24 protein-coding genes are annotated in these 23056 nt (G+C 64.6%); 18 read left to right on the top strand and 6 right to left on the bottom strand.

Translation table 11 applies throughout. From position 1 onward, the window contains the following. Positions 1-3 precede the first annotated feature (3 nt). From JYG36_RS20460 to JYG36_RS20530, 15 genes are all read left to right on the top strand, one after another. Positions 4-543 carry a cupin domain-containing protein gene (locus JYG36_RS20460; protein ID WP_093386119.1) on the top strand — a complete coding sequence of 180 codons (540 nt, stop codon included), beginning with the start codon at positions 4-6 and terminating at the stop codon, positions 541-543. A gap of 4 nt (positions 544-547) precedes the next feature. Further along, entirely contained in the window at positions 548-1417 is an 870-nt protein-coding gene (locus JYG36_RS20465) for an alpha/beta fold hydrolase (protein ID WP_213602120.1), read from the top strand. After that, positions 1414-2241: an IclR family transcriptional regulator gene (locus JYG36_RS20470; protein ID WP_045193445.1), complete on the top strand. Its 828-nt coding sequence runs from the start codon at positions 1414-1416 to the stop codon at positions 2239-2241. Before JYG36_RS20465 ends, JYG36_RS20470 begins: the two co-directional genes overlap by 4 nt. Position 2242: 1 nt before the next feature. Further along, entirely contained in the window at positions 2243-3043 is an 801-nt protein-coding gene (locus tag JYG36_RS20475; RefSeq protein WP_213602122.1) for an SDR family oxidoreductase, read from the top strand. Beyond that, complete coding sequence (locus JYG36_RS20480; protein ID WP_213602124.1) at positions 3036-4718, top strand: thiamine pyrophosphate-binding protein; 1683 nt, start codon at positions 3036-3038, stop codon at positions 4716-4718. The genes JYG36_RS20475 and JYG36_RS20480 overlap by 8 nt, the downstream gene beginning before the upstream one ends. 10 nt (positions 4719-4728) lie before the next feature. After that, positions 4729-5532, top strand: coding sequence for an aspartate dehydrogenase (locus JYG36_RS20485; RefSeq protein ID WP_045193450.1), 804 nt, complete (start codon positions 4729-4731; stop codon positions 5530-5532). A gap of 10 nt (positions 5533-5542) precedes the next feature. After that, positions 5543-7033: an aldehyde dehydrogenase gene (locus JYG36_RS20490; protein ID WP_213602126.1), complete on the top strand. Its 1491-nt coding sequence runs from the start codon at positions 5543-5545 to the stop codon at positions 7031-7033. Beyond that, on the top strand, positions 7030-7995 hold the full coding sequence (locus JYG36_RS20495; RefSeq protein ID WP_045193452.1) for a VOC family protein: 966 nt from the start codon (positions 7030-7032) through the stop codon (positions 7993-7995). The genes JYG36_RS20490 and JYG36_RS20495 overlap by 4 nt, the downstream gene beginning before the upstream one ends. A gap of 13 nt (positions 7996-8008) precedes the next feature. Further along, positions 8009-9151, top strand: a complete 1143-nt coding sequence (locus JYG36_RS20500; RefSeq protein ID WP_213602128.1) for an FAD-dependent monooxygenase — start codon at positions 8009-8011, stop codon at positions 9149-9151. A gap of 9 nt (positions 9152-9160) precedes the next feature. Next, positions 9161-9478 (top strand): hypothetical protein, encoded by a 318-nt coding sequence (locus JYG36_RS20505; RefSeq protein ID WP_045193455.1) that lies wholly within the window; start codon positions 9161-9163, stop codon positions 9476-9478. Between the two features lies 1 nt (position 9479). Continuing rightward, positions 9480-9707 carry a recombinase-like helix-turn-helix domain-containing protein gene (locus JYG36_RS20510; protein WP_045193456.1) on the top strand — a complete coding sequence of 76 codons (228 nt, stop codon included), beginning with the start codon at positions 9480-9482 and terminating at the stop codon, positions 9705-9707. Between the two features lie 20 nt (positions 9708-9727). Continuing rightward, positions 9728-10759 (top strand): Rieske 2Fe-2S domain-containing protein, encoded by a 1032-nt coding sequence (locus JYG36_RS20515; protein WP_045193457.1) that lies wholly within the window; start codon positions 9728-9730, stop codon positions 10757-10759. Beyond that, positions 10759-11196, top strand: a complete 438-nt coding sequence (locus JYG36_RS20520; protein WP_045193459.1) for a Rid family hydrolase — start codon at positions 10759-10761, stop codon at positions 11194-11196. The genes JYG36_RS20515 and JYG36_RS20520 overlap by 1 nt, the downstream gene beginning before the upstream one ends. Positions 11197-11199: 3 nt before the next feature. Beyond that, a complete protein-coding gene (locus tag JYG36_RS20525; protein ID WP_213602129.1) occupies positions 11200-12159 on the top strand; it encodes a PDR/VanB family oxidoreductase in 960 nt (319 codons plus the stop codon). Between the two features lie 445 nt (positions 12160-12604). Next, positions 12605-13834: a putative porin gene (locus tag JYG36_RS20530; protein ID WP_213602130.1), complete on the top strand. Its 1230-nt coding sequence runs from the start codon at positions 12605-12607 to the stop codon at positions 13832-13834. A 39-nt stretch (positions 13835-13873) separates the two neighbouring features. Here the strand turns inward: JYG36_RS20530 and JYG36_RS20535 are convergent, their stop codons facing one another. The 3 genes from JYG36_RS20535 to cysK form a co-directional block, all read right to left on the bottom strand. Continuing rightward, positions 13874-14764 (bottom strand): DMT family transporter, encoded by an 891-nt coding sequence (locus tag JYG36_RS20535; protein ID WP_213602131.1) that lies wholly within the window; start codon positions 14762-14764, stop codon positions 13874-13876. 405 nt (positions 14765-15169) lie between these two features. Then, positions 15170-16105 carry an aspartyl/asparaginyl beta-hydroxylase domain-containing protein gene (locus JYG36_RS20540; RefSeq protein ID WP_093386168.1) on the bottom strand — a complete coding sequence of 312 codons (936 nt, stop codon included), beginning with the start codon at positions 16103-16105 and terminating at the stop codon, positions 15170-15172. Positions 16106-16266: 161 nt separating this feature from the next. Further along, a complete protein-coding gene (gene cysK, locus JYG36_RS20545) occupies positions 16267-17241 on the bottom strand; it encodes a cysteine synthase A (RefSeq protein WP_045193464.1) in 975 nt (324 codons plus the stop codon). Positions 17242-17372: 131 nt separating this feature from the next. Between cysK and JYG36_RS20550 the strand changes: the two genes are divergently transcribed. The 3 genes from JYG36_RS20550 to JYG36_RS20560 all read left to right on the top strand — a co-directional run bounded on the left by JYG36_RS20550 (position 17373) and on the right by JYG36_RS20560 (position 20625). Further along, the gene (locus JYG36_RS20550; RefSeq protein ID WP_213602132.1) at positions 17373-18446 is read left to right on the top strand and encodes a DUF748 domain-containing protein; all 1074 of its coding nucleotides are present in this window, start codon (positions 17373-17375) and stop codon (positions 18444-18446) included. Positions 18447-18584: 138 nt separating this feature from the next. Next, the gene (locus tag JYG36_RS20555; RefSeq protein ID WP_093386178.1) at positions 18585-19430 is read left to right on the top strand and encodes an AAA family ATPase; all 846 of its coding nucleotides are present in this window, start codon (positions 18585-18587) and stop codon (positions 19428-19430) included. A 16-nt stretch (positions 19431-19446) separates the two neighbouring features. Further along, positions 19447-20625: a vWA domain-containing protein gene (locus tag JYG36_RS20560; RefSeq protein ID WP_045193466.1), complete on the top strand. Its 1179-nt coding sequence runs from the start codon at positions 19447-19449 to the stop codon at positions 20623-20625. Between the two features lie 65 nt (positions 20626-20690). On the opposite strand, the gene JYG36_RS20565 is transcribed toward JYG36_RS20560, so the two are convergent. Genes JYG36_RS20565 through JYG36_RS20575 form a run of 3 tightly spaced genes read right to left on the bottom strand, consistent with a single transcriptional unit; the run spans position 20691 to position 23034 of the window. Next, a complete protein-coding gene (locus JYG36_RS20565) occupies positions 20691-21611 on the bottom strand; it encodes a 5-oxoprolinase subunit C family protein (RefSeq protein ID WP_093386183.1) in 921 nt (306 codons plus the stop codon). Further along, positions 21608-22312, bottom strand: coding sequence for a 5-oxoprolinase subunit PxpB (pxpB, locus tag JYG36_RS20570; RefSeq protein WP_093386187.1), 705 nt, complete (start codon positions 22310-22312; stop codon positions 21608-21610). Before pxpB ends, JYG36_RS20565 begins: the two co-directional genes overlap by 4 nt. After that, positions 22309-23034, bottom strand: coding sequence for a 5-oxoprolinase subunit PxpA (locus JYG36_RS20575; RefSeq protein WP_249744372.1), 726 nt, complete (start codon positions 23032-23034; stop codon positions 22309-22311). Before JYG36_RS20575 ends, pxpB begins: the two co-directional genes overlap by 4 nt. Between the last annotated feature and the right edge of the window lie 22 nt (positions 23035-23056).

A 23056-nucleotide genomic window follows, 5' to 3' on the forward strand; every position in this document is an offset into this window, starting at 1 on the left:
CCCATGACCGACCTATCCGTACAAAACGCCACCGCGAAAACCTGGGAACAACCCGCAGGCTCGGACCTCGCTGGCTGGATGCAGACCCGCATCGCCCGCTACCAAACCCGCAAGTACGACTGGGACGCGCTGAAGTTCCAGGCCGACTTTGACCCCAAGTTCCGCCGCGCGCAAATGCGCTACGTCGGCACCGGCGGCACCGGGGTCAACAGCGACATGAACACCATCCCCTCGGAGCACTTCACCTTCTCGACCATGGTCATCCCGGCCGGTCATGAAGGCCCGCCGCATATCCATACCGACGTCGAGGAAGTGTTCTTCGTGTTGCGCGGCAAGCTCAAGGTGATCATCGAGAAAGACGGCGAGCGCTTCGAAACCGTGCTCACCGACCGCGACCTGATTTCGGTACCGCCGGGCGTGTACCGCGAAGAGATCAACATCGGCGATGAAGACGCGCTGATGTGCGTGATGCTCGGCGCGAAAAAGCCGGTGACCCCGACCTACCCGCCAGCGCACCCGCTGGCCTCGATCAAGCGCGGTTAAGCCGATGTTGCACGCCACCGACCACTCGCTCGCCGGCCTTGCGGCCCAGTTGCAGCAGCGCTTCCCCCAGCGCCTGGTGCAACTGGCAAGCGGCGCCCAGGCGATCCGCGAAGCCGGGCACGGGCCGGCCATCGTGCTGTTGCATGGCATTGGCTCGGGCGCCGCGTCCTGGCTGCAGGTGGCGCTGCAACTGAGCCAGCACGCCCGGGTGATTGCCTGGGATGCACCGGGCTACGGCGACTCCAGCCCACTGGCCAACCCTGCGCCGCAGGCGGCGGACTATGCCCGGCGCCTGCGGCATTTGCTCGATGCGCTGCAGATTGACGACTGCCTGCTGGTCGGCCATTCCCTCGGTGCCCTCAGCGCCGCGGCCCTGGCCCAGCAGCAGCCGCAACGGGTGCGGCGCCTGGTGCTGATCAGCCCGGCTCGCGGCTATGGCGACCCGGCCCGTGCCGAGCAGGCGCAACAGGTGCGCAACCAGCGCCTGCACAACCTTGAGCAACTGGGCATCGCCCAGATGGCCAACCAGCGCAGCGCACACATGCTCTCGCCAGCGGCCAGCAGCGAAGCCCGCGCCTGGGTGCAATGGAACATGGCGCGGCTGCTGCCCCAGGGCTATCGCCAGGCCATCGAGTTGCTGTGTGGCGATGACCTGCTGCGCTACGCCGCCCTGGCCGTGCCGTGCGAAGTGCATTGCGGCGCCGCTGACAGCATCACCCTCCCCGAGGACTGCCAGGCCCTGGCCAAGGCCCTGGGGGCAGCGTTCGCGTTGATTGCCGAGGCCGGCCACGCCAGCCCGATCGAACAACCCGAGGCCGTGGCAAGCCTGCTTGCCCGGGCCCTCGAAGAATCCCTGACAGGTACTGCGCTATGAATGATTCGGATCTGTTGAAAGACAACCAGGACAAGTACATCGTCCCCGGCCTTGAGCGCGGCCTGTTGCTGCTCTGTGAATTCAGCCGGCAAAACCGCACCCTCACCGCGCCGGAACTGGCGCGGCGCCTGGAGCTGCCGCGCTCGACCATCTTCCGCCTGTTGACCACCCTGGAAACCATGGGCTTCGTCACCCGCAGCGGCAACGAGTACCGCCTGGGCATGTCAGTACTGCGCCTGGGCTTCGAGTACCTGGCATCGCTGGAGCTGACCGAGCTCGGTCAGCCGCTGCTGGCGCGGCTGTGCGATCACCTTAATTACCCGAGCAACCTGGTGGTGCGTGACGGTCGCTCGATCGTCTACGTGGCCAAGGTTTCGCCGCCGTCGGTGTTCTCCAGCGCGGTCAACGTCGGCACCCGCCTGCCGGCCCACGCCACGGTGCTGGGGCGCATCCTCCTTGAAGACCTGAGCCTGGCCGAGCTGCGTGAGCTGTACCCGGAGGAGCACCTGGAACAGCACTCGCCGTGCACACCGAAAACCGTACTGGAGCTGTTCGACCTGGTGCAGAGCGACCGTCAGCGCGGCTATGTCAGCGGCGAAGGTTTTTTCGAATCATCGATCTCGACCATCGCTGCGCCGGTGCGTGATCACAGTGGCCGGGTGGTTGCCGCCATGGGCGTGACCATCCCTACCGTGCAGGTTGCGCACATCAATTTCGACGGCCTGCTTGGCCATGTGCGGGGCAGCGCCGATGAGCTGTCGCGCCTGCTCAACTACACGCCAAACGCTGGCTCCGGCCGCGTCACCGCGCTGATGAGGGACTGACATGAGCAACCTCTATCAACTGCACGGGCGCACCGCCATCGTCACTGGCGGCTCTTCCGGGATTGGCCTGGCCTGTGTCGAGCAACTGCTTGAAGCCGGTGCGGCAGTGGCCTTCTGTGGTCGCGATCAGGACCGCTTGAACAGCGCCGAAGCCCGCCTGCGCGAACGTTTCCCCGAAGCGCGTCTGTTGGCTCAAGCCTGCGATGTGCTGGATGCCGCGTCAGTCAACGCATTCGCTGCCGCCAGCCTGGCCGCCCTCGGCCCGGCCCAGGTGCTGATCAACAATGCCGGCCAAGGCCGGGTCTCGACCTTTGCCGACACCACTGATGAGGCCTGGAGCGAAGAGCTGCAGCTGAAGTTCTTCTCGGTGATCTACCCGGTGCGCGCCTTCCTCCCCCAACTGCAAGGCCAGGCCGGCGCTTCGATCGTCTGCGTCAACTCGCTGCTGGCCAGCCAGCCGGAGCCGCACATGGTCGCCACCTCGGCAGCACGTGCGGGCCTTAAGAACCTGGTGCGCTCGATGGCCACCGAGTTCGCCGAACAGGGCATCCGGGTCAACGGCATCCTTATCGGCCTGGTCGAATCCGGCCAGTGGCGCCGGCGCTTCGAGGCCCGCGAAGAGCGCGATCTGGACTGGTCGCAATGGACCGCGCAACTGGCGCAACGCAAACACATTCCCCTGGGGCGCCTGGGCCTGCCCAAAGAAGCAGCCCAAGCGATCCTGTTCCTGGCTTCGCCCCTGTCGGCCTACACCACTGGCAGCCATATCGATGTTTCTGGAGGCCTGTCCCGCCATGCGTAATGAAAACACTGTCACCGTTGGCGCTGCCATCACCGCGTTCCTCGAACAATGCGAGGTCAAGGCCGCCTTCGGCGTGATCTCGATCCACAACATGCCGATCCTCGATGCCTTCGCCGTACGCGGCAACATCCGCTTCGTCATGGCCCGTGGCGAAGCCGGCGCGACCAACATGGCCGATGCCTATGCCCGCACCACCGGTGGCCTGGGCGTGTGCCTGACGTCCACCGGCACCGCTGCCGGCAACGCCGCCGGGGCGCTGGTCGAAGCACTGACCGCCGGCACGCCGCTGCTGCACATCACCGGGCAGATCGAAACGCCGTACCTGGACCAGGACTTCGCCTACATCCACGAAGCCCGCGACCAGTTGACCATGCTCAAGGCGGTGTCCAAGGCGGCCTTTCGCGTGCGCAGTGTCGAGACCGCGCTGAGCACCCTCAAGCTCGCCGTGCAGACCGCCCTGACCGCGCCCACCGGCCCGGTCAGCGTCGAGATCCCGATCGATATCCAGTCGACCTTCATCCCCATGCCGAGCGACCTGTCGCCGCTGCCGATCCCGGTTGCGGTGCCAGCGCCGGAAGCCCTCGACCTGGTCGCCGAACGCCTGGCCAGCGCCACCCGCCCGCTACTGTGGCTCGGCGGCGGTGCCCGCCACGCCGGCGCGCAGGTCAAGCGTCTGCTGGACATGGGCGTTGGCGTGATCACCTCGACCCAGGGTCGCGGCGTAGTCAACGAAGACGACGAGCGTTGCCTCGGCGCCTTCTCGCAGAACAAGCTGGTCGAAGGTTTCCTGCAAAGCTGCGATGCGCTGGTGGTGGCCGGTTCGCGCCTGCGCAGCAACGAGACCTTCAAGTACGCCCTGAAGCTGCCGCGCACCACCCTGCGCATCGATGCCAACCCGGCCATCGAAGGGCGCAGCTACTCCAGCGAGCTGTTCATCTGCGGCGACTCGGCCCTGGCCCTCGATGGCCTGGCCGACCGCCTTGAAGGCCGCCTGAACATCGACCCGAACTTCATCGACGAGCTCAAGGCCGTCCGCACGCAATCGCGCGCGCAGCTGGTGGCCGACCTCGGCCCGTACTCGGCGATGGTCGAGCAACTGCAGGGGCTGACCGGGCGCAATTTCTCCTGGGTGCGCGACGTGACCCTGTCCAACAGCATCTGGGGCAACCGCCTGCTCAACCTCTACCACCCGCTGGCCGGCGTGCATGCCCTCGGTGGCGGCATCGGCCAAGGGTTGGCCATGGGCATTGGCGCGGCGGTGGCAGCGGCGGAAACCGACCCGCAGCGCAAGGTCTTCGCCCTGGCTGGGGACGGCGGCTTCATCCTCAACCTCGGTGAGCTGGCGACCCTGGTGCAGGAGAAAGCCAATGTGGTGATCCTGCTGATGAACGACCAGCGCTACGGGGTGATCCGCAACATCCAGGACGCCATCTACGGCGCCCGCCACGCCTATGTCGAACTGCACACCCCGGACTACACCAAGCTGGCCGAATCGATCGGCCTGCGCCATGGCCTGGTCAGCGACCTGAAGGACTTCGGCGCGGTGCTGAACAACGCCCTGAGCCAGGGCGGGCCGTTTTTGCTGGAAGTCGACATGCTCAGCGTTGGCGGCTTTGCCACCCAGTTCGCCGGTCCCCCCAACAGCGAAACCAAAGCCCAGAAAGCCACGGCCTGAGGACTTGCGCATGCTCAATATCACCATGATCGGCTGCGGCGCCATTGGCGTCGCGGTGCTGGAACTGCTGGAGAACGATGCGCAGCTGCGCGTCGAGCATGTGATCGCCTCGGCCGGCTCCGAAGCCCTGGTGCAACAGCGCCTGGCCAGCTTCAAGCGCCCGCCGCAGGTGCTCACCGCCCTGCCCGCCGACGCCCGCCCGGATTTGCTGGTGGAATGCGCCGGGCACAAGGCAATCGAGGAGCACGTGCTGCCGGCACTGGAGCGCGGCATCGCCTGCCTGATCGTCTCGGTCGGTGCGCTGTCGGAGCTGGGCCTGGTCGAGCGCCTGGAGGCCGCCGCCGCCCGTGGCAACACCCGCATCGAGCTGCTGCCCGGCGCCATCGGCGGCATCGATGCGCTGTCGGCGGCCAAGGTCGGCGGCCTGGATTCGGTCGACTACACCGGGCGCAAACCGGCCAGGGCCTGGAAGAACACCCCGGCCGAAGAGGTTTGCAACCTGGACGCCATCGACCAGGCCACGGTGATCTTCGAAGGCAGCGCCCGCGAAGCTGCGCGCCTGTACCCGAAGAACGCCAACGTCGCCGCCACCTTGTCGCTGGCAGGGCTGGGCCTGGACCGCACGCGAGTGACACTGATTGCCGACCCGCTCAGCGAAGAGAACGTCCACCACTTCGAAGCCCGTGGTGCCTTCGGCGGTTTCGAGATGAGCCTGCGCGGCAAGCCGCTGCAGGCCAACCCGAAAACCTCGGCGCTGACCGTCTACAGCGTGGTCCGTGCCCTGGGCAACCACGCCCATGCCATTTCCATCTAGGGGAACGTCGATGACGCTGGAACAGACTCTACCTATCTGCATTGCCGGCACCTGGCACCTGGGCGGCGGTGAGCGCTACGCCACGCGCTACCCGGCCACCGGCGAGCCGGTGGCCTGGCTCAACGCCGCCAGCCTCGAGGATGTCGAAGACGCCGTGCAAGGCGCCCACCAGGCCTTCCTCAACAGCGGCTGGGCCCAGCGCAAGCCGCACGAACGCGCCGCCGTGCTGTACCGCATCGGCGAACTGATCCGCCAGCGCAGCGAAGAACTGGCGCAATTGCAGCGCCAGGACAACGGCAAGCCGATCAACGAAACCCGCGCCCTGGTGGCCAGCGCCGCCGGTACTTTCCAGTTTTTCGCCGCCGCCTGCGAAACCCTGGAAGAGACCATCACCCCGTCGCGCGGCGACTTCGTCAGCATGAGCGTCTACGAACCCATGGGCGTGGTCGCGGCTATCACCCCGTGGAACTCGCCGATTGCCAGCGAAGCGCAAAAGGTCGCCCCGGCCCTGGCCGCCGGCAATGCGGTGGTAATCAAGCCGGCAGAAATCACCCCGCTGCTGGCCCTGCAACTGGCGCAGATCTGCGAGGACGCAGGCTTGCCCAAGGGCCTGGTCAGCGTGTTGCCGGGCAAGGGCTCATTGCTCGGTGATGCGCTGACGCAGCACCCGCTGATCAAGCGTGTGTCGTTCACCGGCGGGACCAAGACCGGCAAGCACATCGCCCACATCGCCGCCGACAAGATGATGCCGGTGTCGCTGGAACTGGGCGGCAAGTCGCCGACCATCGTCCTCGATGACGCCGACCTCGATCACGCCGTGGCCGGGGTGCTGTATGGCATTTTCAGCTCCTCGGGGGAGGCCTGCATTGCCGGTTCGCGGCTGTTCGTTGCCCGCGCCCTGTACGAGCCGTTCATGCAGCGCCTGGTCGCAGGCGCTGCGCGTTTGCGCCTGGGCGACCCGGCGGACGAAACCACGCAAATGGGCCCGCTGATCAGCGCCGCGCACCGCGAGTCGGTGGAGCGCTACGTGGCCCTGGGCCTGGCCGAAGGTGGCCGCCTGCTGCTCGGCGGCCAACGCCCGACTGGCGGCCTGTTTGATCAGGGCTACTTCTACCCGCCAACCATCCTCGAAGGCCTGCGCAACAGCCAGCAGACCTGCCAGGAAGAAATCTTCGGCCCGGTGCTGGTGGCGCTGCCGTTCGACAGCGAGGCAGAGCTGATCGAGCAGGCCAACGACAGCCTCTACGCCCTCGCCGCCGGCATCTGGAGCCGCGACTACAAGCGCGCCTGGGCCCTGGGCCGCAAGATCCAGGCCGGCACGGTGTGGATCAACACCTACAAGCAGTTCTCCATCGCCACCCCGTTCGGCGGCTGGCGTGACAGCGGCCTGGGTCGTGAAAAAGGCCGCCTGGGGATCCTGCAGTACATGGAACAGAAAAGCCTCTACTGGGGCATGAACGAACAACCACTGGCCTGGGCCGGTGTGGAGGCAAGGCCATGAGCGTATTGGGCATCGATGAAGTCACCTACGGCGTCGAAGACCTCGACACCTGCGTGCGCTTCTTCAGCGACTGGGGCCTGGACAAGGTCAGCGAACAGGCCGACGAGGTGGTCTTCGAAACCCTCAACGGCTGCCGGGTGGTACTGGCCGACATCAACAAGCCCGGCCTGCCAGCGGCGATCGAGCCGGGCTCGACCGTGCGTGAAGTGGTCTGGGGCGTGGAAAGCGAAGCGGACCTCGCCCTGTACAGCCAGCGCATCGCCAACGACCCGGGCTTTGTCGAAGGCAACGGGCGCATCGGCTGCACCGACCCCAACGGCCTGGCGATCCGCCTGCAGGTGACCCGCAAGCGCGCACTGGACATCGAGTGCAGCGGCCACAACACCTGGCAGACCAAGGGCCGGATCAACAAGCCGGCGCCGGTGTATGAGCGCGCCACGCCGATCGAAGTCGGCCACGTGGTGTTCTTCGTCAAGGATGTGAATGCCTGCGAAGCCTTCTACCACGAGCGCTTCGGCTTCCAGGCCTCGGACCGCTATCCCAACCGCGGCGCGTTCCTGCGCACCGCCGAAGAAGGTGGCCACCACGATTTGTTCATGCTCCAGCTGCCGGCCCCCCGCGCCGGTCTGAACCACGTCGCCTTCACCGTGCGCGACCTGCACGAAGTGTTCGGCGGCGGCATGCACATCTCGCGCAGTGGCTGGGCCACCGAGATCGGCCCGGGCCGCCACCCGGTGTCGTCGGCGTTCTTCTGGTACTTCAAGAACCCGGCCGGCGCCCTGGTCGAGTATTACGCCGACGAAGACCAGCTGACCGGCGAATGGCAACCGCGCGAGTTCGAGCCGGGCCCGACGGTGTTTGCCGAATGGGCGATTGCCGGCGGCATCGATGGCAATACCCGGCGCCAGCAGCATGTCGAGGCGCCGCAAGGCAAGTTCCTTACCGACAAACCCAAACCCTGAGCAGGAGTTGTCCATGTCTTCGTTGAACATCGCCATCAACGGTGCCGGCATCGGCGGCCTCACCGCCGCCATCGCCCTGCGCCAGGCCGGTCACCAGGTCACGGTTTTCGAACAGTCCAAGGCGTTTTTGCGGGTCGGTGCCGACATCAACCTCACCCCCAACGCCGTGCGCGCCCTCGATGGCCTCGGCGTCGGCCCGGCGGTGCGCATTCCGGCCGCGCGCCCGACCCACCGCATCAGCCGTATGTGGGACACAGGCGAAGAAACCTCGCGCTTGGAAATGGCCGACGCCGCGCAAAGCCAGTACGGCGCACCGCAATTGACCATTCACCGCGCCGACCTGCTGGCGGCCCTGGCCGATGTGTTCCCGCTGCACAACGTGCAGTTCGCCAAGCGCGCCGAGCAGGTGCTGCAGGATGCCGATGGCGTCGAGCTGCGCTTCAAGGATGGCAGCCGCCATCGCGCCGACCTGCTTGTCGGCGCCGACGGCATTCACTCGGTGGTGCGCAATGCCCTGTTTGGTGAAGAGCAGCCGCGCTTTACCGGCGTGGTCGCCTACCGCGCCGTGGTCCCGGCCGAGCGTGTAGCGCATGTACCGAACATCCAGGCCTTCACCAAATGGTGGGGCCCCAACCCGCAGAGCCAGATCGTCACCTTCCCGCTGAACCAGGGCCGCGACATCTTCATCTTCGCCACCACCGCCCAGGACAGCTGGCACCTGGAGTCCTGGACCACTGCTGGCGACGCCGCCGAGCTGCGCAGTCACTACCAGGACTTCCACGCCGACGCCCGGGCGCTGCTCGACGCCTGCGACGAAGTCCTCAAGACCGCACTGTACGAGCGTGACCCGCTGCCGTACTGGTCCGAAGGCGCGATCACCCTGCTCGGTGACGCCTGCCACCCGATGATGCCGTTCATGGCCCAGGGCGCCGGCCAGGCCATCGAAGACGCGGTGGTGCTGGCCCGTCATCTGCACGGTGTCACCAGCCCGGCGCAGATCGCCAGCGCCCTGCAGGGTTACCAACGGTCGCGCCTGGAGCGCACCAGCCAGATCCAGATCGGTTCACGCGGCAACCAGTGGCTCAAGGCCGGCGGCAATGCCGACTGGGTCTATGGCTACGACGCCTGGACCGTGCCTACCGCCAGCGCTGCCTGAGGCCCAAGCATGAGCGAGACGATGCAACTGACGGTGGTGCTCAGGCACGACCAGTCGAAGAACCTGGAACAGATCCAGGCGCACATGAAGCAGATGGGCTGGTGGGACAGCTTCCCGCCGGCCGGCGTCGAGCTGGTGTCCTGGACCGTGGCCATGGGCCTGGGCCAGATCGTCACCCTGCGCCTGCCGCCGAGCCTGCTCGGCAAGGTCAATGTGGAACTGGAGCGCGCCGCCTGGGGCGTGTTCCGCACCGAATGCTACCCGACGTACGACTTTGTCCCGGTCCGCGAAATGATCCGCGAACGGGTTCGCAATGGAGGTCAATGACATGAGCAACACCCCACGCTACCTGGAGCCCCATCAGGCGCGCAAACGGCCCAACACCCCGTTCGAGGAACTGCTCGGCGATTCCATCGAGCGCGCCTACGGCAACGGCATCACCCAGCTGCCCGAGCTGCTGGCGCACCTGAACCTGGCCGGGCCGCCTTGCCCCTTGACCCGCGGCGAGTGGACCGAAGACTCCTATAAAACCCTGATGGCGCGGCTGGGCGCATGACCCGCCGGAGGTAAAACAAGATGAATATGCAATTCACCGTCGATCCTGTTGAGAACCACCTGGCCAACGGCCTCAAAGACCTCTGGTTTCCCGTATTGCCCTCCGGGCTGCTTGGCGACAAGCCGCTGTCGGTGCGCCGCCTGGGCTACAAGATCGCCCTGTGGCGCGACAACGATGGCAGCGTGCATGCCCTCGAAGACCACTGCCCGCATCGCGGCGCGCCGCTGTCCCAGGGCCCGGTGCTGGGCGACCGCCTGCAGTGCCCGTACCACGGCGTCGAAGTGCGCTGCGACGGCACCGTGACCAAGGTCCCCGGCAGCCCTGGCTGCAAGCTCGAAGGCAGCCGCCCGACGCGCATGTTCCACACCCGCGAGGCGGCCGGGGCGATCTTTTTGTTCAACGCCACCGACCCGCACCTGGACACCCCGCCAGAGCTGGTGCTGCCCGAGCAACTGACCTCGCCCGAGTGGAGCAGCTTCCTCTGCTACACCGAGTGGCAAGGTGACTACCGCTACGTGCTCGACAACGTCATGGACCCGATGCACGGCACCTACCTGCACAAGATGTCGCACTCGATGAGCGAAGGCGAAGCCACCGCCAAGTTCGTCACCCGCGATACCGAACAGGGCTTCTTTTTCGAGAAGGAAGGCCAGCGCGGGGTCAACTTCGACTGGACCGAATTCCTCGACAACGGCTGCCACTGGCTGCGCCTGGAAATCCCTTACCCGAAGACCGGCGGCCCGGGCGGCAACTTCACCATCATCGGCAGCTACACCCCGAGCAGCCGCAGCCTCTCGGCAGTGTTCCACTGGCGCGCCCGGCCCCTGACCGGCTGGCAGCGCGACACCTGGCGCTTCCTCTACAAGAACCGCCTGGAAGCCCGCCACTGGGCAGTGCTGGAGCAGGACCGGGTGCTGCTGGAGTTCATGGAGTACGACGCCAACCAGCGCGAGAACCTCTATCAGCATGACCTCGGTGTGGTGCGCCTGCGCCGCTACCTCAAGGGCAAGGCCAAGGAGCAACTGGCGCTGATCGAAGCGAAGCAACTGTGATGAACCTGCCCGTGCACCGTATCCAGGCACAGGCGGTGACCGAGCTGGCCACTGCCAGCTGGTCCAACGCCCTGCTGCTGGGCAACGAGCTGGTGATGTCCGGCATGACCGGCCATCCCGCCACCCGCCAGGCCACCGAGGGCGGCGCGCCGCTGGATGCCTACGCGCAGACCCTGGTGGTACTGAACAAGATCCGCGCCCTGGTGGAAGCGGCAGGCGGGCACATCGGCAATCTCTACCGCTTGACGCTGTACCTCACCGACATTGCCGACAAGGATGAAGTCGCTCGCGCCCGCCGCGACTTCTTCCAAGGCTTTGCCTGCTACCCCACCTCCACCCTGGTTCAGGTGAGCGCCCTGGTGTTCCCCGAACTGGTGGTGGAAATCGAAGCCAGCGCCCGGCTCGACATTGACTTGCGCACTGCGCCCTTGAGGTGACCGATGTCCAACTCCTCTACCATTACCGCGCTGGTGCACACCCTGCGCCACGAAGCCGAAGGCATCATCAGCGTCGAACTGCGCCCCTGGGGCGACACCGTGTTCGCGCCGTTCGAAGCCGGCTCGCACATCGATCTGCACCTGCCCAATGGCCTGGTGCGCAGCTACTCACTGCTCAACTCGCCGAGCGACCAGGGCCGTTATGTAGTCGGCATTCTGCGCGATCGTAACAGCCGCGGCGGCTCGGCGTTCGTCCATGAGCAACTGCGGGTTGGCACGCAACTGCACATCTCGCAACCACGCAACAACTTCGCCCTCGACCCGCACGCCAGCCACAACGTGCTGGTGGCCGGCGGCATCGGCATCACGCCGATCTACTGCATGTTTCGCCAGCTGCTGGCGCTGGGCAAATCCGCCGAGCTGATCTACTGCGCCCGCTCGCGCAAGGAAGCGGCGCTGCTGGAAGAGCTCAGCGGGGTCGATGCCAAGGTGCTCTACCATTTCAACGACGAGAAGAACGCGGCACCTGACCTGACCCATTACCTGGCCGGGCAGCCCGGCGATACGCACTTCTACTGCTGCGGCCCGACGCCGATGCTCGATGCCTTCGAGAGCACCTGCGAAAGCCTCGGTTACCCTCATGCGCATATCGAACGCTTCACCGCCGCCGAACTGCCACCCTCGGAAGATGCCCAGGACAGCTACAGCGTCGAGCTGAAAAAGTCCGGCAAGACCCTGAATGTCGAGCCTGGGCTGAACCTGCTCGACGTGCTGCTCGAAGCCGGCTGCGATATCGAGTACAGCTGCCGCGAAGGGGTGTGCGGCTCGTGCGAAACCCGGGTGCTGGAAGGTGACATCGACCACCGCGATGGCGTGCTGACCAAGGCCGAACGGGCGGCGAACACATCGATGATGGTCTGTGTCTCGGGCTGCAAGAGCCGGCGCATGGTGCTTGATCTGTAACTGTTGCAACACGCGCAATTGGCCGGCACCGGGTGTGCCGGCTTTTTTTTGCGCGGCTTTCGCAGGTCCGGCGGCCCCAGAACAGTCAATTACTTATTCATTGATAAAACAACCCACGCACTGTCAACGCGCGCTGTGCAGTTAAACCGCACTGCCATTGCCCACCCCTGTTACTTAAACACCACGCTGTTTCACCCACGGCACGAATTAAGGTGTTTCAGATATAAATAATTGTTTTACATCATATTTATTAAAACACCAGTCACTCATCAGCACTGGCACAGTTCCTGCTCTTTACCTCTCGAGTTCAAATAAAAACAACGTGCCACCTATAAAACAATAACAAACCTACCGATGCGCCACCGCTGACTTTCGCTTAACGCCTGATTCCAGGCGGCGGACAGCTGTTGCCCAGAGAAACTGCTCAACCTTGCGGGGCATTGATATGAACAAGTACGTGATAAGCCTGGGCCTGATCCTTGGCAGCGCCACCAGTTTCGCTTCCGAGCCCGGCCCGGCGGCGCCGGACCAGCCGCCAGCGCTGAAAAAACCCTTCCCGCACATTGCCTGGCGCAGTGACGACGGCCAGAGTTCGCTGGATATCGGCGGCGCGCTGCGGGTCAACTACCGCGATGAGCACTGGGACACCACCGAAAACAACGGGCGCTTTCTCTTCGACACCTTTCGCCTGGATGTCCAGGCCACCCACAAGCAACTGTTCAGCGACATCGGCTACTGGTTCCAGGACGACGGCAAGCGCTCGATCGACCGCGGCTACGTCGGTTATCGCTTCAATGCCAATTCCAACGTGCAACTGGGCGCACCGTTCAAACCCTTTGGCCTTGAGCCCTACCCGCAGTTCGGCTGGAGTTACCACATCCCGTTTTTCATGGGCTATGGCGTCAGCGCCGGCAGCGGCCTGAAGTACAGCTACAAGGACAAGGACTGGGACCTGCAACTGGGGTACTTCCCGCGCATGCTGCCCAGCGGCATCCGCTACTCGCCAGAAGTCGGCCGTTACAGCGATCTTGACGACAACGCCGTGGCCTTCACCCAGTCACGCCAGGACAACGAGAAGCGCAACCAGGTCAACGCCCGGGTGGCCCGGACCTTCAGCGGTGACGGCTGGAAAACCGAAATCGGCGCCTCGCTGGCCGCAGCCGAGCTGTACAACGCCACCACCCGTGACGATGGCGACTACTGGGCCGGCGGCGTGCATGCGATCGTCAACGCCGGCAACTGGACGGTTACCAGCCAGGCGATTCGCTACGAATACGATCCGAAGAACCCCGACGGCGTCAGCAACGACTCGGTGCTGATGGGCGGCAACGGCCTGACCCCGGCCTACCTGATCGCCTCCAAGGCCACCATCGGCTCGATCAACGTCGGCTACGACATCTTCACCCCGGGCCTTGGCCAGTTGAAGAAGATCAAGGTCTACAACGACTACAGCCGCATGATGAAAGACAAAAGCGGCTGGGATGACTCGCAGATGTTTACCGTCGGCGCGCAGTTTTTGGCCATGCCGATCATGGCCTGGGTCGACTTCACCTGGGCGAAGAACGCCAACCCCTTTGGCGGCGCCGAGAACGGCACGGGCTGGACCAGCACCAACTCGGTCGGCAGCAACGACTGGTACTACCGCACCAACATCAACATCGGCTACTACTTCTGACAGCAAACCGCCCGGCGCGCTGCCGGGCGGTCCGTACGGTCAGTCAGCCTGCAGTTGCGCCTGCGTGGCTGCGGGCTTGCGGAACACGAACAGCAGGCCGATGACGATCAGCCCCATGCCCAACAGGCTGAGCGCCGCCAGGCGGTTGCCGAAGATCAGGTAGTCCATGACCGCCGTCACTGCGGGCACCAGGTAGAACAGGCTGGTGACATTGACCAGGTTGCCCTTGGCGATCAGCCGGTACAGCAGCAAGGTCGCCAGCAGCGACACCACCAGGCCCATCCACAATAACGCGCCGATGAAACAGTCGGTCAGTTCCACGTGCAGCGGCTGGAACGGCGCAAACACCGCGCACATCATCAGCCCGGCAATGTATTGCAACGGCAGGGTGCCCATGGGGTTGCTGGTGATGCGCTTTTGCATGATCGAACCGCAGGTCATGCTCATCAGCGCCAGCAAGGCAAACAGCATCCCGGCCAGCGACACGCCACCGAGGTTGATGCCCTGGTAAACCACCATGATCAAGCCGCTCAAGCCCAGGCCCAGGCCGAACAACCGGCTCCAGGAGCGCTGGCGCTCCATCAGCACCACGGTGAGGATCGGTTGCACGCCCATGACCGTGGCCATGACCCCGGGGGTAACGTGGGTGTTGAGCGCCAGCAGGTAGAAGATCTGGTAGGCGCCGAGCAGCACGCAACCGGTGGCCAGGGCTTGCAGCAGCGCCGGGCGGCTGCGCGGCCAGTGCAGTTTGAGCAACGGGCTGAGCAACAGCAGGCCGGCCAGGGCCAGGGCCGAACGCAGCAGCAGGAAGGCAAACGGGCTGGCGTGGGCCAGGCCGAGCTTGGAGACGATCGCCCCGCTACTCCAGAGCAGGACGAACAGGCTGGTAGTGGCCGCCGAGGCCATAGATTGTTTCGATAGAACAGACATGAATGCCACCTGTAATTCGGGCAGATAAGCCGAACGGCGCTACCCGCGAGGGGCAGCCAACCGTATTCAGTAGGGTGCAGGTGTGTGGGAACGCAGCGATTGGCCGCTTAGCCCAGCACTACCACCGCTGGCGGTGCAACGATGCACACGACCACGCTACTGACAGGTGGTGGGTAGTGACTGATCATGGCCGGCTGCTGGCTCGCGCGCACAACGACAACCGCGTCAGGCGCGGTAGCGAATACGGTGGCTGGGCAGGAAGCTGGCATGAGCAGGTCTTCGGTGAGGGTGAAGTGGGTCTGACTATAGCGGTGAGTTTATCGCGGGGCAAGTCGGGTCGTCGCACCGCCGCTCCCACCGGTGGGAGCGGCGGTGCGACGACCCGACTTGCCCCGCGATGCTGTTTCAGAACAACCAGCGATACAGCAAGTAGGCAACCACCACCGCCAGCACCGGACGCAACACCCGGTAGGCCTTGGGATTGGCACGCTTGAACTGCTTCACGCGGCTGCTGATGACATTGCTGAAGCGCTTGCTCCAGGCATAGGCCTGGTTGATCCCGCCCACGCGCTCGTCGTCGGTGTTCTGCGGCGCGGTGGCGCGGCCGAGGAAGGCACTGACCTTGCGGTTGATGCGGGTCATCAGCGGGCTGTTGAGCGGGCGCTCGACGTCGCAGAAGAGGATCACCCGGGTGGTCTCGGTTTCGTTCTTGACCCAGTGCACGTAGGTCTCGTCGAACATCACGTCTTCACCGTCGCGCCAGGCGTACACCTGGCCATCGACGTAGATCCGGCAGTCGTCGGAGTTGGGCGTCGACAGGCCCAGGTGATAGCGCAGGGAACCGGCGAACGGGTCGCGGTGCGGGTTCAGGTGGCTGCCACCGGGCAGCAGGGCGAACATCGCGCCCTTGACGTTGGGAATGCTGTTGACCAGCGCGACGGTCTTCGGGCACAGCGTCTCGGCCGAAGGCAGCGGCTTGTCGTACCACTTCAGGTAAAAACGCTTCCAGCCCTTCTTGAAGAACGAACCGAAGCCGGCGTCATTGTCTTTCTCGGCGGCGCGGATGTAACCCTCGTCGAACAGGTGCATGGCCTCTTCGCGGATCACTTCCCAATTGTCTTTGAGCACATCGAGCTCGGGGAAACGGCTGCGGTCCAGGTACGGCTTGGACGGCACACCGGAAAACAGGTACATCAGGGCGTTATAAGGGGCGAACAGCGCCGAATGGTTGACGAACTGGCGCAACATTGGCAAACGCGCCTTGCCGCGCAGGTGCACATACAGTGTGCTGCCGAAGAACAGCAGCAGTACACCTGCCTTGGCGACAAAGGAAAAGGTCATGCAACACTCCTTGGAATTTCGATCAGGCCATCGCTGCCGGATTAATCGAACATATTAACCGATCCAGCCCTGCTGAAAACCTGCAGGGCCGGGATTCAGTGTTAAGGATTGTGCAACAAACAGCGGCGCCGGTTATTGCCCGGGATCAGCGCCGCGGCGACTTACTGCTGGTTTTCCTGCTCGGTGAACAGGTCGGCAAACAGCATGCTCGACAGGTAGCGCTCGCCCGAGTCCGGCAGGATCACGACGATGGTCTTGCCCTGCATTTCCGGTTTTTCCGCCAGGCGCACCGCTGCGGCCATGGCCGCCCCGGAGGAAATCCCGCAGAGGATGCCCTCCTCCTGCATCAGGCGCAGGGCCATGGCCTTGGACTCCTCGTCGCTGACCAGCTCGACCTGGTCGACCATCGACAGGTCAAGGTTCTTCGGCACGAAACCGGCGCCAATGCCCTGGATCTTGTGCGGGCTGGGCTTGATCTCTTCACCGGCACGGGCCTGGGTGATCACCGGCGAGCCGAGCGGCTCGACCGCCACCGACAGAATGGCCTTGCCCTGGGTCTGCTTGATGTAGCGCGACACCCCGGTAATGGTGCCGCCGGTGCCGACGCCCGCCACCAGCACATCGACCGCGCCATCGGTGTCGTTCCAGATCTCCGGGCCGGTGGTCTTTTCATGGATCGCCGGGTTGGCCGGGTTCTCGAACTGGCCGGGCAAAAAGTACGCCGACGGGTCGCTGGCGACAATTTCGCTGGCCTTTTCGATCGCGCCTTTCATGCCCTTGGCAGGCTCGGTGAGCACAAGCTCGGCGCCCAGGGCCTTGAGCACCTTGCGCCGTTCGATGCTCATCGACGCCGGCATGGTCAGCAGCAACTTGTAGCCACGGGCGGCAGCGACAAAGGCCAGGCCGATGCCGGTGTTGCCCGAGGTCGGCTCGACGATGGTCATGCCCGGCTTGAGTTTGCCGCTGCTTTCGGCGTCCCAGATCATGTTCGCGCCGATCCGGCACTTGACCGAATAACCGGGGTTGCGCCCCTCGATCTTGGCCAGCACGGTGACGCCGCGGGGGGCGATGCGGTTGATCTGCACCAGCGGCGTATTGCCGATGGAATGCGCGTTGTCAGCAAAGATACGGCTCATGGCGGGGGTCCTTTTATGCACCGGGCGGAAAACTTCAAGGGTAAGCCTGCAGCGCCAGTGCGTCCACAACCGGCGAACCCCTGAGGCTGACAGGGGTCAACCGATCACTACCTTGCCGGGAACCGCCGCCGATGAAACGCCGCTATCGCTGGCCCTTGTGGGGGCTGCTGGGTATCACATTGTTACTATTGGCCTTGCACTTGACCCTGCCGCTGCTGGTGCGCAACTACCTCAACGACAAGCTGGCCGACATGGGCGACTACCGCGGCCAGGTCACCGATGTCGACCTGGCGTTGTGGCGCGGCGCCTACAAGATCAACGGCCTGAACATCGTCAAGACCAGTGGCAAGGTGCCGGTGCCCCTGCTTGAAGCGCCATTGATCGACCTCTCGGTCAGCTGGCATTCGCTGTGGCACGACCAGGCGGTGGTCGCCGAGGTAACCTTCCTCAAGCCACAGTTGAACTTCGTCGACGGCGCCAGCAAGCAGAGTTCACAGACCGGCCAGGGCACCGACTGGCGCCAGCAGCTGGAAAAACTGCTGCCGATCACCCTCAACGAAGTGCGCATCGAAGACGGCACCTTGAGTTTTCGCAACTTCAACTCCAGGCCGCCGGTCAACCTCAAGGCCACCCAACTCGATGCCAGCATCCGCAACCTGACCAACGTCGAGGACCGCAAGGGCCGCCGCGATGCCACGTTCGACGCCAAGGCCCGGCTGCTGGGCGATGCCAGTGTCGAAAGCAGCGCCACCTTCGACCCGTTCAGCGACTTCGACGACTTCAAGTTCCGCCTGCGCGCCACCGGCATCGAGCTGCGCCGGCTCAATGACTTCGCCAGCGCCTATGGCAAGTTCGACTTCAATGCCGGCCACGGCGACCTGGTGATCGAGGCGCAAGCGCAAAACGGCCGGCTCACCGGCTACATCAAACCGCTGCTGCGTGATGTCGATGTGTTCAACTGGCAGCAGGACGTTCAGAACCAGGACAAGGGCTTTTTCCGCTCGATCTGGGAAGCGCTGGTCGGCGGCAGCGAAACCGTGCTGAAGAACCAGGGCAAGAACCAGTTCGCCACCCGCGTGGAACTCAGCGGCAGCGTGCATAAAAGCGATATCAGTGCCTTCGAGGCGTTTTTGCAGATATTGCGCAACGGCTTTGTCCAGGCCTTCAACGCCCGTTATGAGCAAACGCCGCCCAAGGCTGACTGAGTCACCGAGTGACGGTCCATTCAGAGACTGAATGGGCCGTCTGCGTTCCCACTCGCCCGGAGCCCGCGTTATAGTCGTGCATGACAATTTTTCCGCCAGGGGCCAAGTACCCCCGGCGCTACGTTAGAGGATCGGTTCATGAAGTTCGAAGGCACCAGCGCTTATGTCGCTACAGACGACCTGAAACTGGCGGTCAACGCGGCGATCACCCTGGAGCGACCGCTGCTGGTCAAGGGCGAGCCGGGCACCGGCAAGACCATGCTCGCCGAACAGCTGGCCGAATCCTTTGGCGCCAAGCTGATCACCTGGCACATCAAGTCGACCACCAAGGCCCACCAGGGCCTCTACGAGTACGACGCGGTCAGCCGCCTGCGTGACTCGCAACTGGGCGTCGACAAGGTCCACGACGTGCGCAACTACCTGAAGAAGGGCAAGCTCTGGGAGGCCTTCGAGTCCGAAGAGCGGGTCATTCTGCTGATCGACGAAATCGACAAGGCCGACATCGAGTTCCCCAACGACCTGTTGCAGGAACTCGACAAAATGGAGTTCTACGTTTACGAGACCGACGAGACGATCAAGGCCAAGCAGCGCCCGATCATCATCATTACCTCGAACAACGAAAAGGAACTGCCCGACGCCTTCTTGCGCCGCTGCTTCTTCCACTACATTGCCTTCCCTGACCGCAGCACCCTGCAGCAGATCGTCGATGTGCACTACCCGAACATCAAGAAGGACCTGGTCAGCGAAGCGCTGGACGTGTTCTTCGACGTGCGCAAAGTGCCGGGCCTGAAGAAAAAACCGTCGACCTCCGAGCTGGTCGACTGGCTCAAGCTGCTGATGGCCGACAACATCGGCGAAGCGGTGCTGCGCGAACGTGATCCGACCAAGGCCATCCCGCCGCTGGCCGGGGCCCTGGTCAAGAACGAACAGGACGTGCAGTTGCTCGAACGCCTGGCCTTCATGAGCCGTCGCGGTAACCGCTGAGCCGGGAGCAATAGCCATGCTGCTCAATCTGTTCAATGAAATGCGCGCGGCCAAGGTGCCGGTGTCGGTGCGCGAGCTGCTTGATTTGCTCAATGCCCTCAAGCAGCGCGTGACCTTTGCCGACATGGACGAGTTCTACTACTTGTCGCGGGCCATCCTGGTCAAGGACGAGCGTCATTTCGACAAGTTCGACCGGGCGTTCTCGGCCTATTTCAAGGGCCTTGAGAACCTCAACCAGCACCTGGAAGCCTTGATTCCCGAAGACTGGCTGCGCAAGGAGTTCGAACGCTCGCTGAGCGACGAGGAACGCGCGCAGATCCAGTCCCTGGGCGGCCTCGACAAGCTCATCGAAGAGTTCAAGAAGCGCCTCGAAGAGCAAAAGGAACGCCATGCCGGCGGCAACAAGTGGATCGGCACCGGCGGCACCAGCCCGTTCGGCTCGGGCGGTTTCAACCCCGAGGGCATCCGCGTCGGCGATGCCGGCAAGCGCCAGGGCAAGGCGGTCAAGGTCTGGGACCAGCGCGAGTACAAGAACCTCGACGACCAGGTCGAACTGGGCACGCGCAACATCAAGCTGGCCCTGCGCCGGCTGCGCAAGTTCGCCCGCCAGGGCGCGGCCGAAGAGCTGGACATCGACGGCACCATCGACCACACCGCCCGCGATGCCGGCCTGCTCAACATCCAGATGCGCCCGGAGCGGCGCAACAGCGTCAAGTTGCTGCTGCTGTTCGACATCGGCGGCTCGATGGACGCCCACGTGAAGATCTGCGAAGAACTGTTCTCGGCCTGCAAGACCGAGTTCAAGCACCTGGAGTACTACTACTTCCACAACTTCGTCTACGAGTCGGTGTGGAAGAACAACCTGCGCCGTACCTCCGAGCGCACCTCGACCCTGGATTTGCTGCACAAGTACGGCGCCGACTACAAGGTGGTGTTCGTCGGTGACGCGGCCATGGCGCCCTACGAGATCACCCAGCCCGGTGGCAGCGTCGAGCACTGGAACGAGGAAGCCGGCTACGTGTGGATGCAGCGCTTCATGGAGAAGTACAAGAAGCTCATCTGGATCAACCCCTACCCGAAGGACACCTGGGGCTACACCGCCTCGACCAACATCGTGCGCGAGCTGGTCGAAGACCGGATGTTCCCGCTGACTTTGCGCGGGCTGGAAGAAGGCATGCGGTTTTTGTCCAAGTAGAGCATCGCGGGTCAAGCCCGCTCCTACCCCCTGTAGGAGCGGGCTTGACCCGCGATGAGGCCCGCTCAGCCAACAAACCTTTCAAGAAACGCCCGCTGCTCAAGCCACGCCATCTCCTGCACCACCGGCCGAAAGCGCACCACCCTCCCCGGCAGCATCTGCGCCATCCTCGCCAGGGCCAACGGCGTCAACGCGCCCAAGCGTGGATAACCACCAATGGTCTGACGATCATTGAGCAGCACGATCGGCTGGCCATCCGGCGGCACCTGCACCGCGCCCAACGCAATCCCCTCGGAAATCATCGCCGGCCCCTGGTAGTGCAACACCGGCCCGAGCAAGCGCATGCCCATGCGATCAGCGCGGCTGTCGAGGGTCCAGTCGCGGTTGAACGCTTCAAACAGGCTTGTGCCGCTAAAATCGCCGATCTGCGCGCCGAGCAACAGATCAAGCGGCAACCTGTCGGTAAAGTCCGGCCATAACGCCTCCGGCACTTCTTTGAGCGCCGCTGCCACACCGGCGTATTCCAGCGCTTGCCCCTTGGCCAGCGGCGAGCCCAAACCATCCAGCCCGCCGAGCGCTTCACGTACCACGCTGGCACAACTGCCCAGTACCTGCGGCGCCTTGAAGCCGCCCGGCGCGGCGATGTAGGCACGGGCGCCATGCAGCGGCGCATTCAGGCGCAAGCGCTGGCCCTTGCCCATGCTGAAGCTGCGCCAGGGCTTGAGCGGCTGGCCATCGAGGCGTGCGTCGAGGTCGGCGCCGGCCAGGGCCAGGCAACAGTCCTGCTCGGCAATCAGGCTGAAACCACCGAGGGTGACCTCGACCACCGCGGCCTCGGGCGCGTTGCCCAGCAGCCAGTTGGCCCAGCGCATCGACACCCAGTCCAGCGCCCCGCCCTGGGTCACGCCCAGGTGGCGCACACCAAAGCGCCCGGCATCCTGCAGCAGGCACAGCGGCGTGCTGGCCTCGATCGACAAGCGGCTCATGCCTGTGCCTCCAGCGGGGTATCGTCGCCGCCCAGGTTGATGAAGGTGGCGCGCTCAACCGCCACGAAGCGCACCCGGTCACCCGGCTGCAACAGGCTGTAGCCCTCGCGTTGACGGTCAAAAAGCTTGCTCGGGGTGCGCCCGATCAGGTTCCAGCCGCCGGGAGAAACCGCTGGATAAGCGGCGGTCTGGCGCTCGGCAATGCCCACGCTGCCGGCCGCCACGCGTTTGCGCGGGGTGGCCAGGCGCGGCGCGGCCAGGGCTTGTTCGACCAGGCCCATGAAGGCGAAGCCGGGGGCAAAGCCCAGGGCGAACACCTGGTACTCACGCTCGCTGTGGCGGCGAATGATGTCGGCCACCGATGTGTTGCAACGCTCGGCCAGCAGTTGCAGCTCCGGGCCGACACTTGGGTCATACCACACCGGAATCTCGTGCTGGCGGCCTGCGCTGCCAGGGTCCGGCTGCAAGTCGGTGAGCGCTTGCCGAATACAGGCCTGGGCCTCGGCCGGCGACAACTGGAGCAGGTCGAACTGCACCATCAGCGTGGTATAGGACGGCACCAGGTCGACCAGGCGCCCGGCAAAGGCGCTGCGCAGGCGCTGGCTGGCGGCAAGCAGCCAGGGCATGTTGCCTTCATCGATCTGGTCGAACAGGCGCACCATCAGGCTATCGATGGCCACTACTTCAATACGGTAGTTCATGGCACCGCCTGGGCATCGAGGGCCTGGCGAATCTGCCGCACGGCGGCGATCGAGCTGTCGTTGTCGCCATGCACGCACAGGGTATCGGCCTGCAGCAGCAACGCGCTGCCATCGCTGGCGCTCAGCGCCTCGCCGCGAGCCAGGCGCAGGGCCTGCTCGACAATCATCGCCGGATCATGGTGCACCGCCCCCGGCAAGCGCCGCGACAGCAAGTGGCCGCCGGCGTCGTAGGCGCGGTCGGCAAAGGCTTCGAACCACAGGGTTACACCGTACTCATCGCCCAAGGCCTGGGCCGCGCTGTTGTCGGCGGTGGCCATCAGCATCAGCGGCAACTGCCGGTCATAGGCGGCCACGGCTTCGAGCACGGCACGCAGCTTGAGCGGTTCGGCCATCATGTCGTTGTACAGCGCGCCGTGGGGTTTGACGTAGGCAACCCGGGTACCCTGGGTACGGCAAATGCCGTCCAGGGCGCCGATCTGGTAATGCAGCAGGTCGCGAATCTCTTCGGCGCTACAGGCCATGGAGCGGCGGCCGAAGCCGGCCAGGTCCGGGTAGGCCGGATGGGCGCCGATGCGCACCTGGCTGGCCACGGCCAGGGCCACGGTCTTGCGCATGATCCCGGGGTCGCCGGCATGAAAACCGCAGGCAATGTTGGCGCAATCAACATAAGGCATGACCTGGGCATCCAGGCCCATGGTCCAGCTGCCAAAACTTTCACCCATATCGCAATTCAATAACAGGCGG

Origin of the sequence: Pseudomonas sp. SORT22, assembly GCF_018417635.1 — a bacterium.
Classification (GTDB): Bacteria; Pseudomonadota; Gammaproteobacteria; order Pseudomonadales; family Pseudomonadaceae; genus Aquipseudomonas.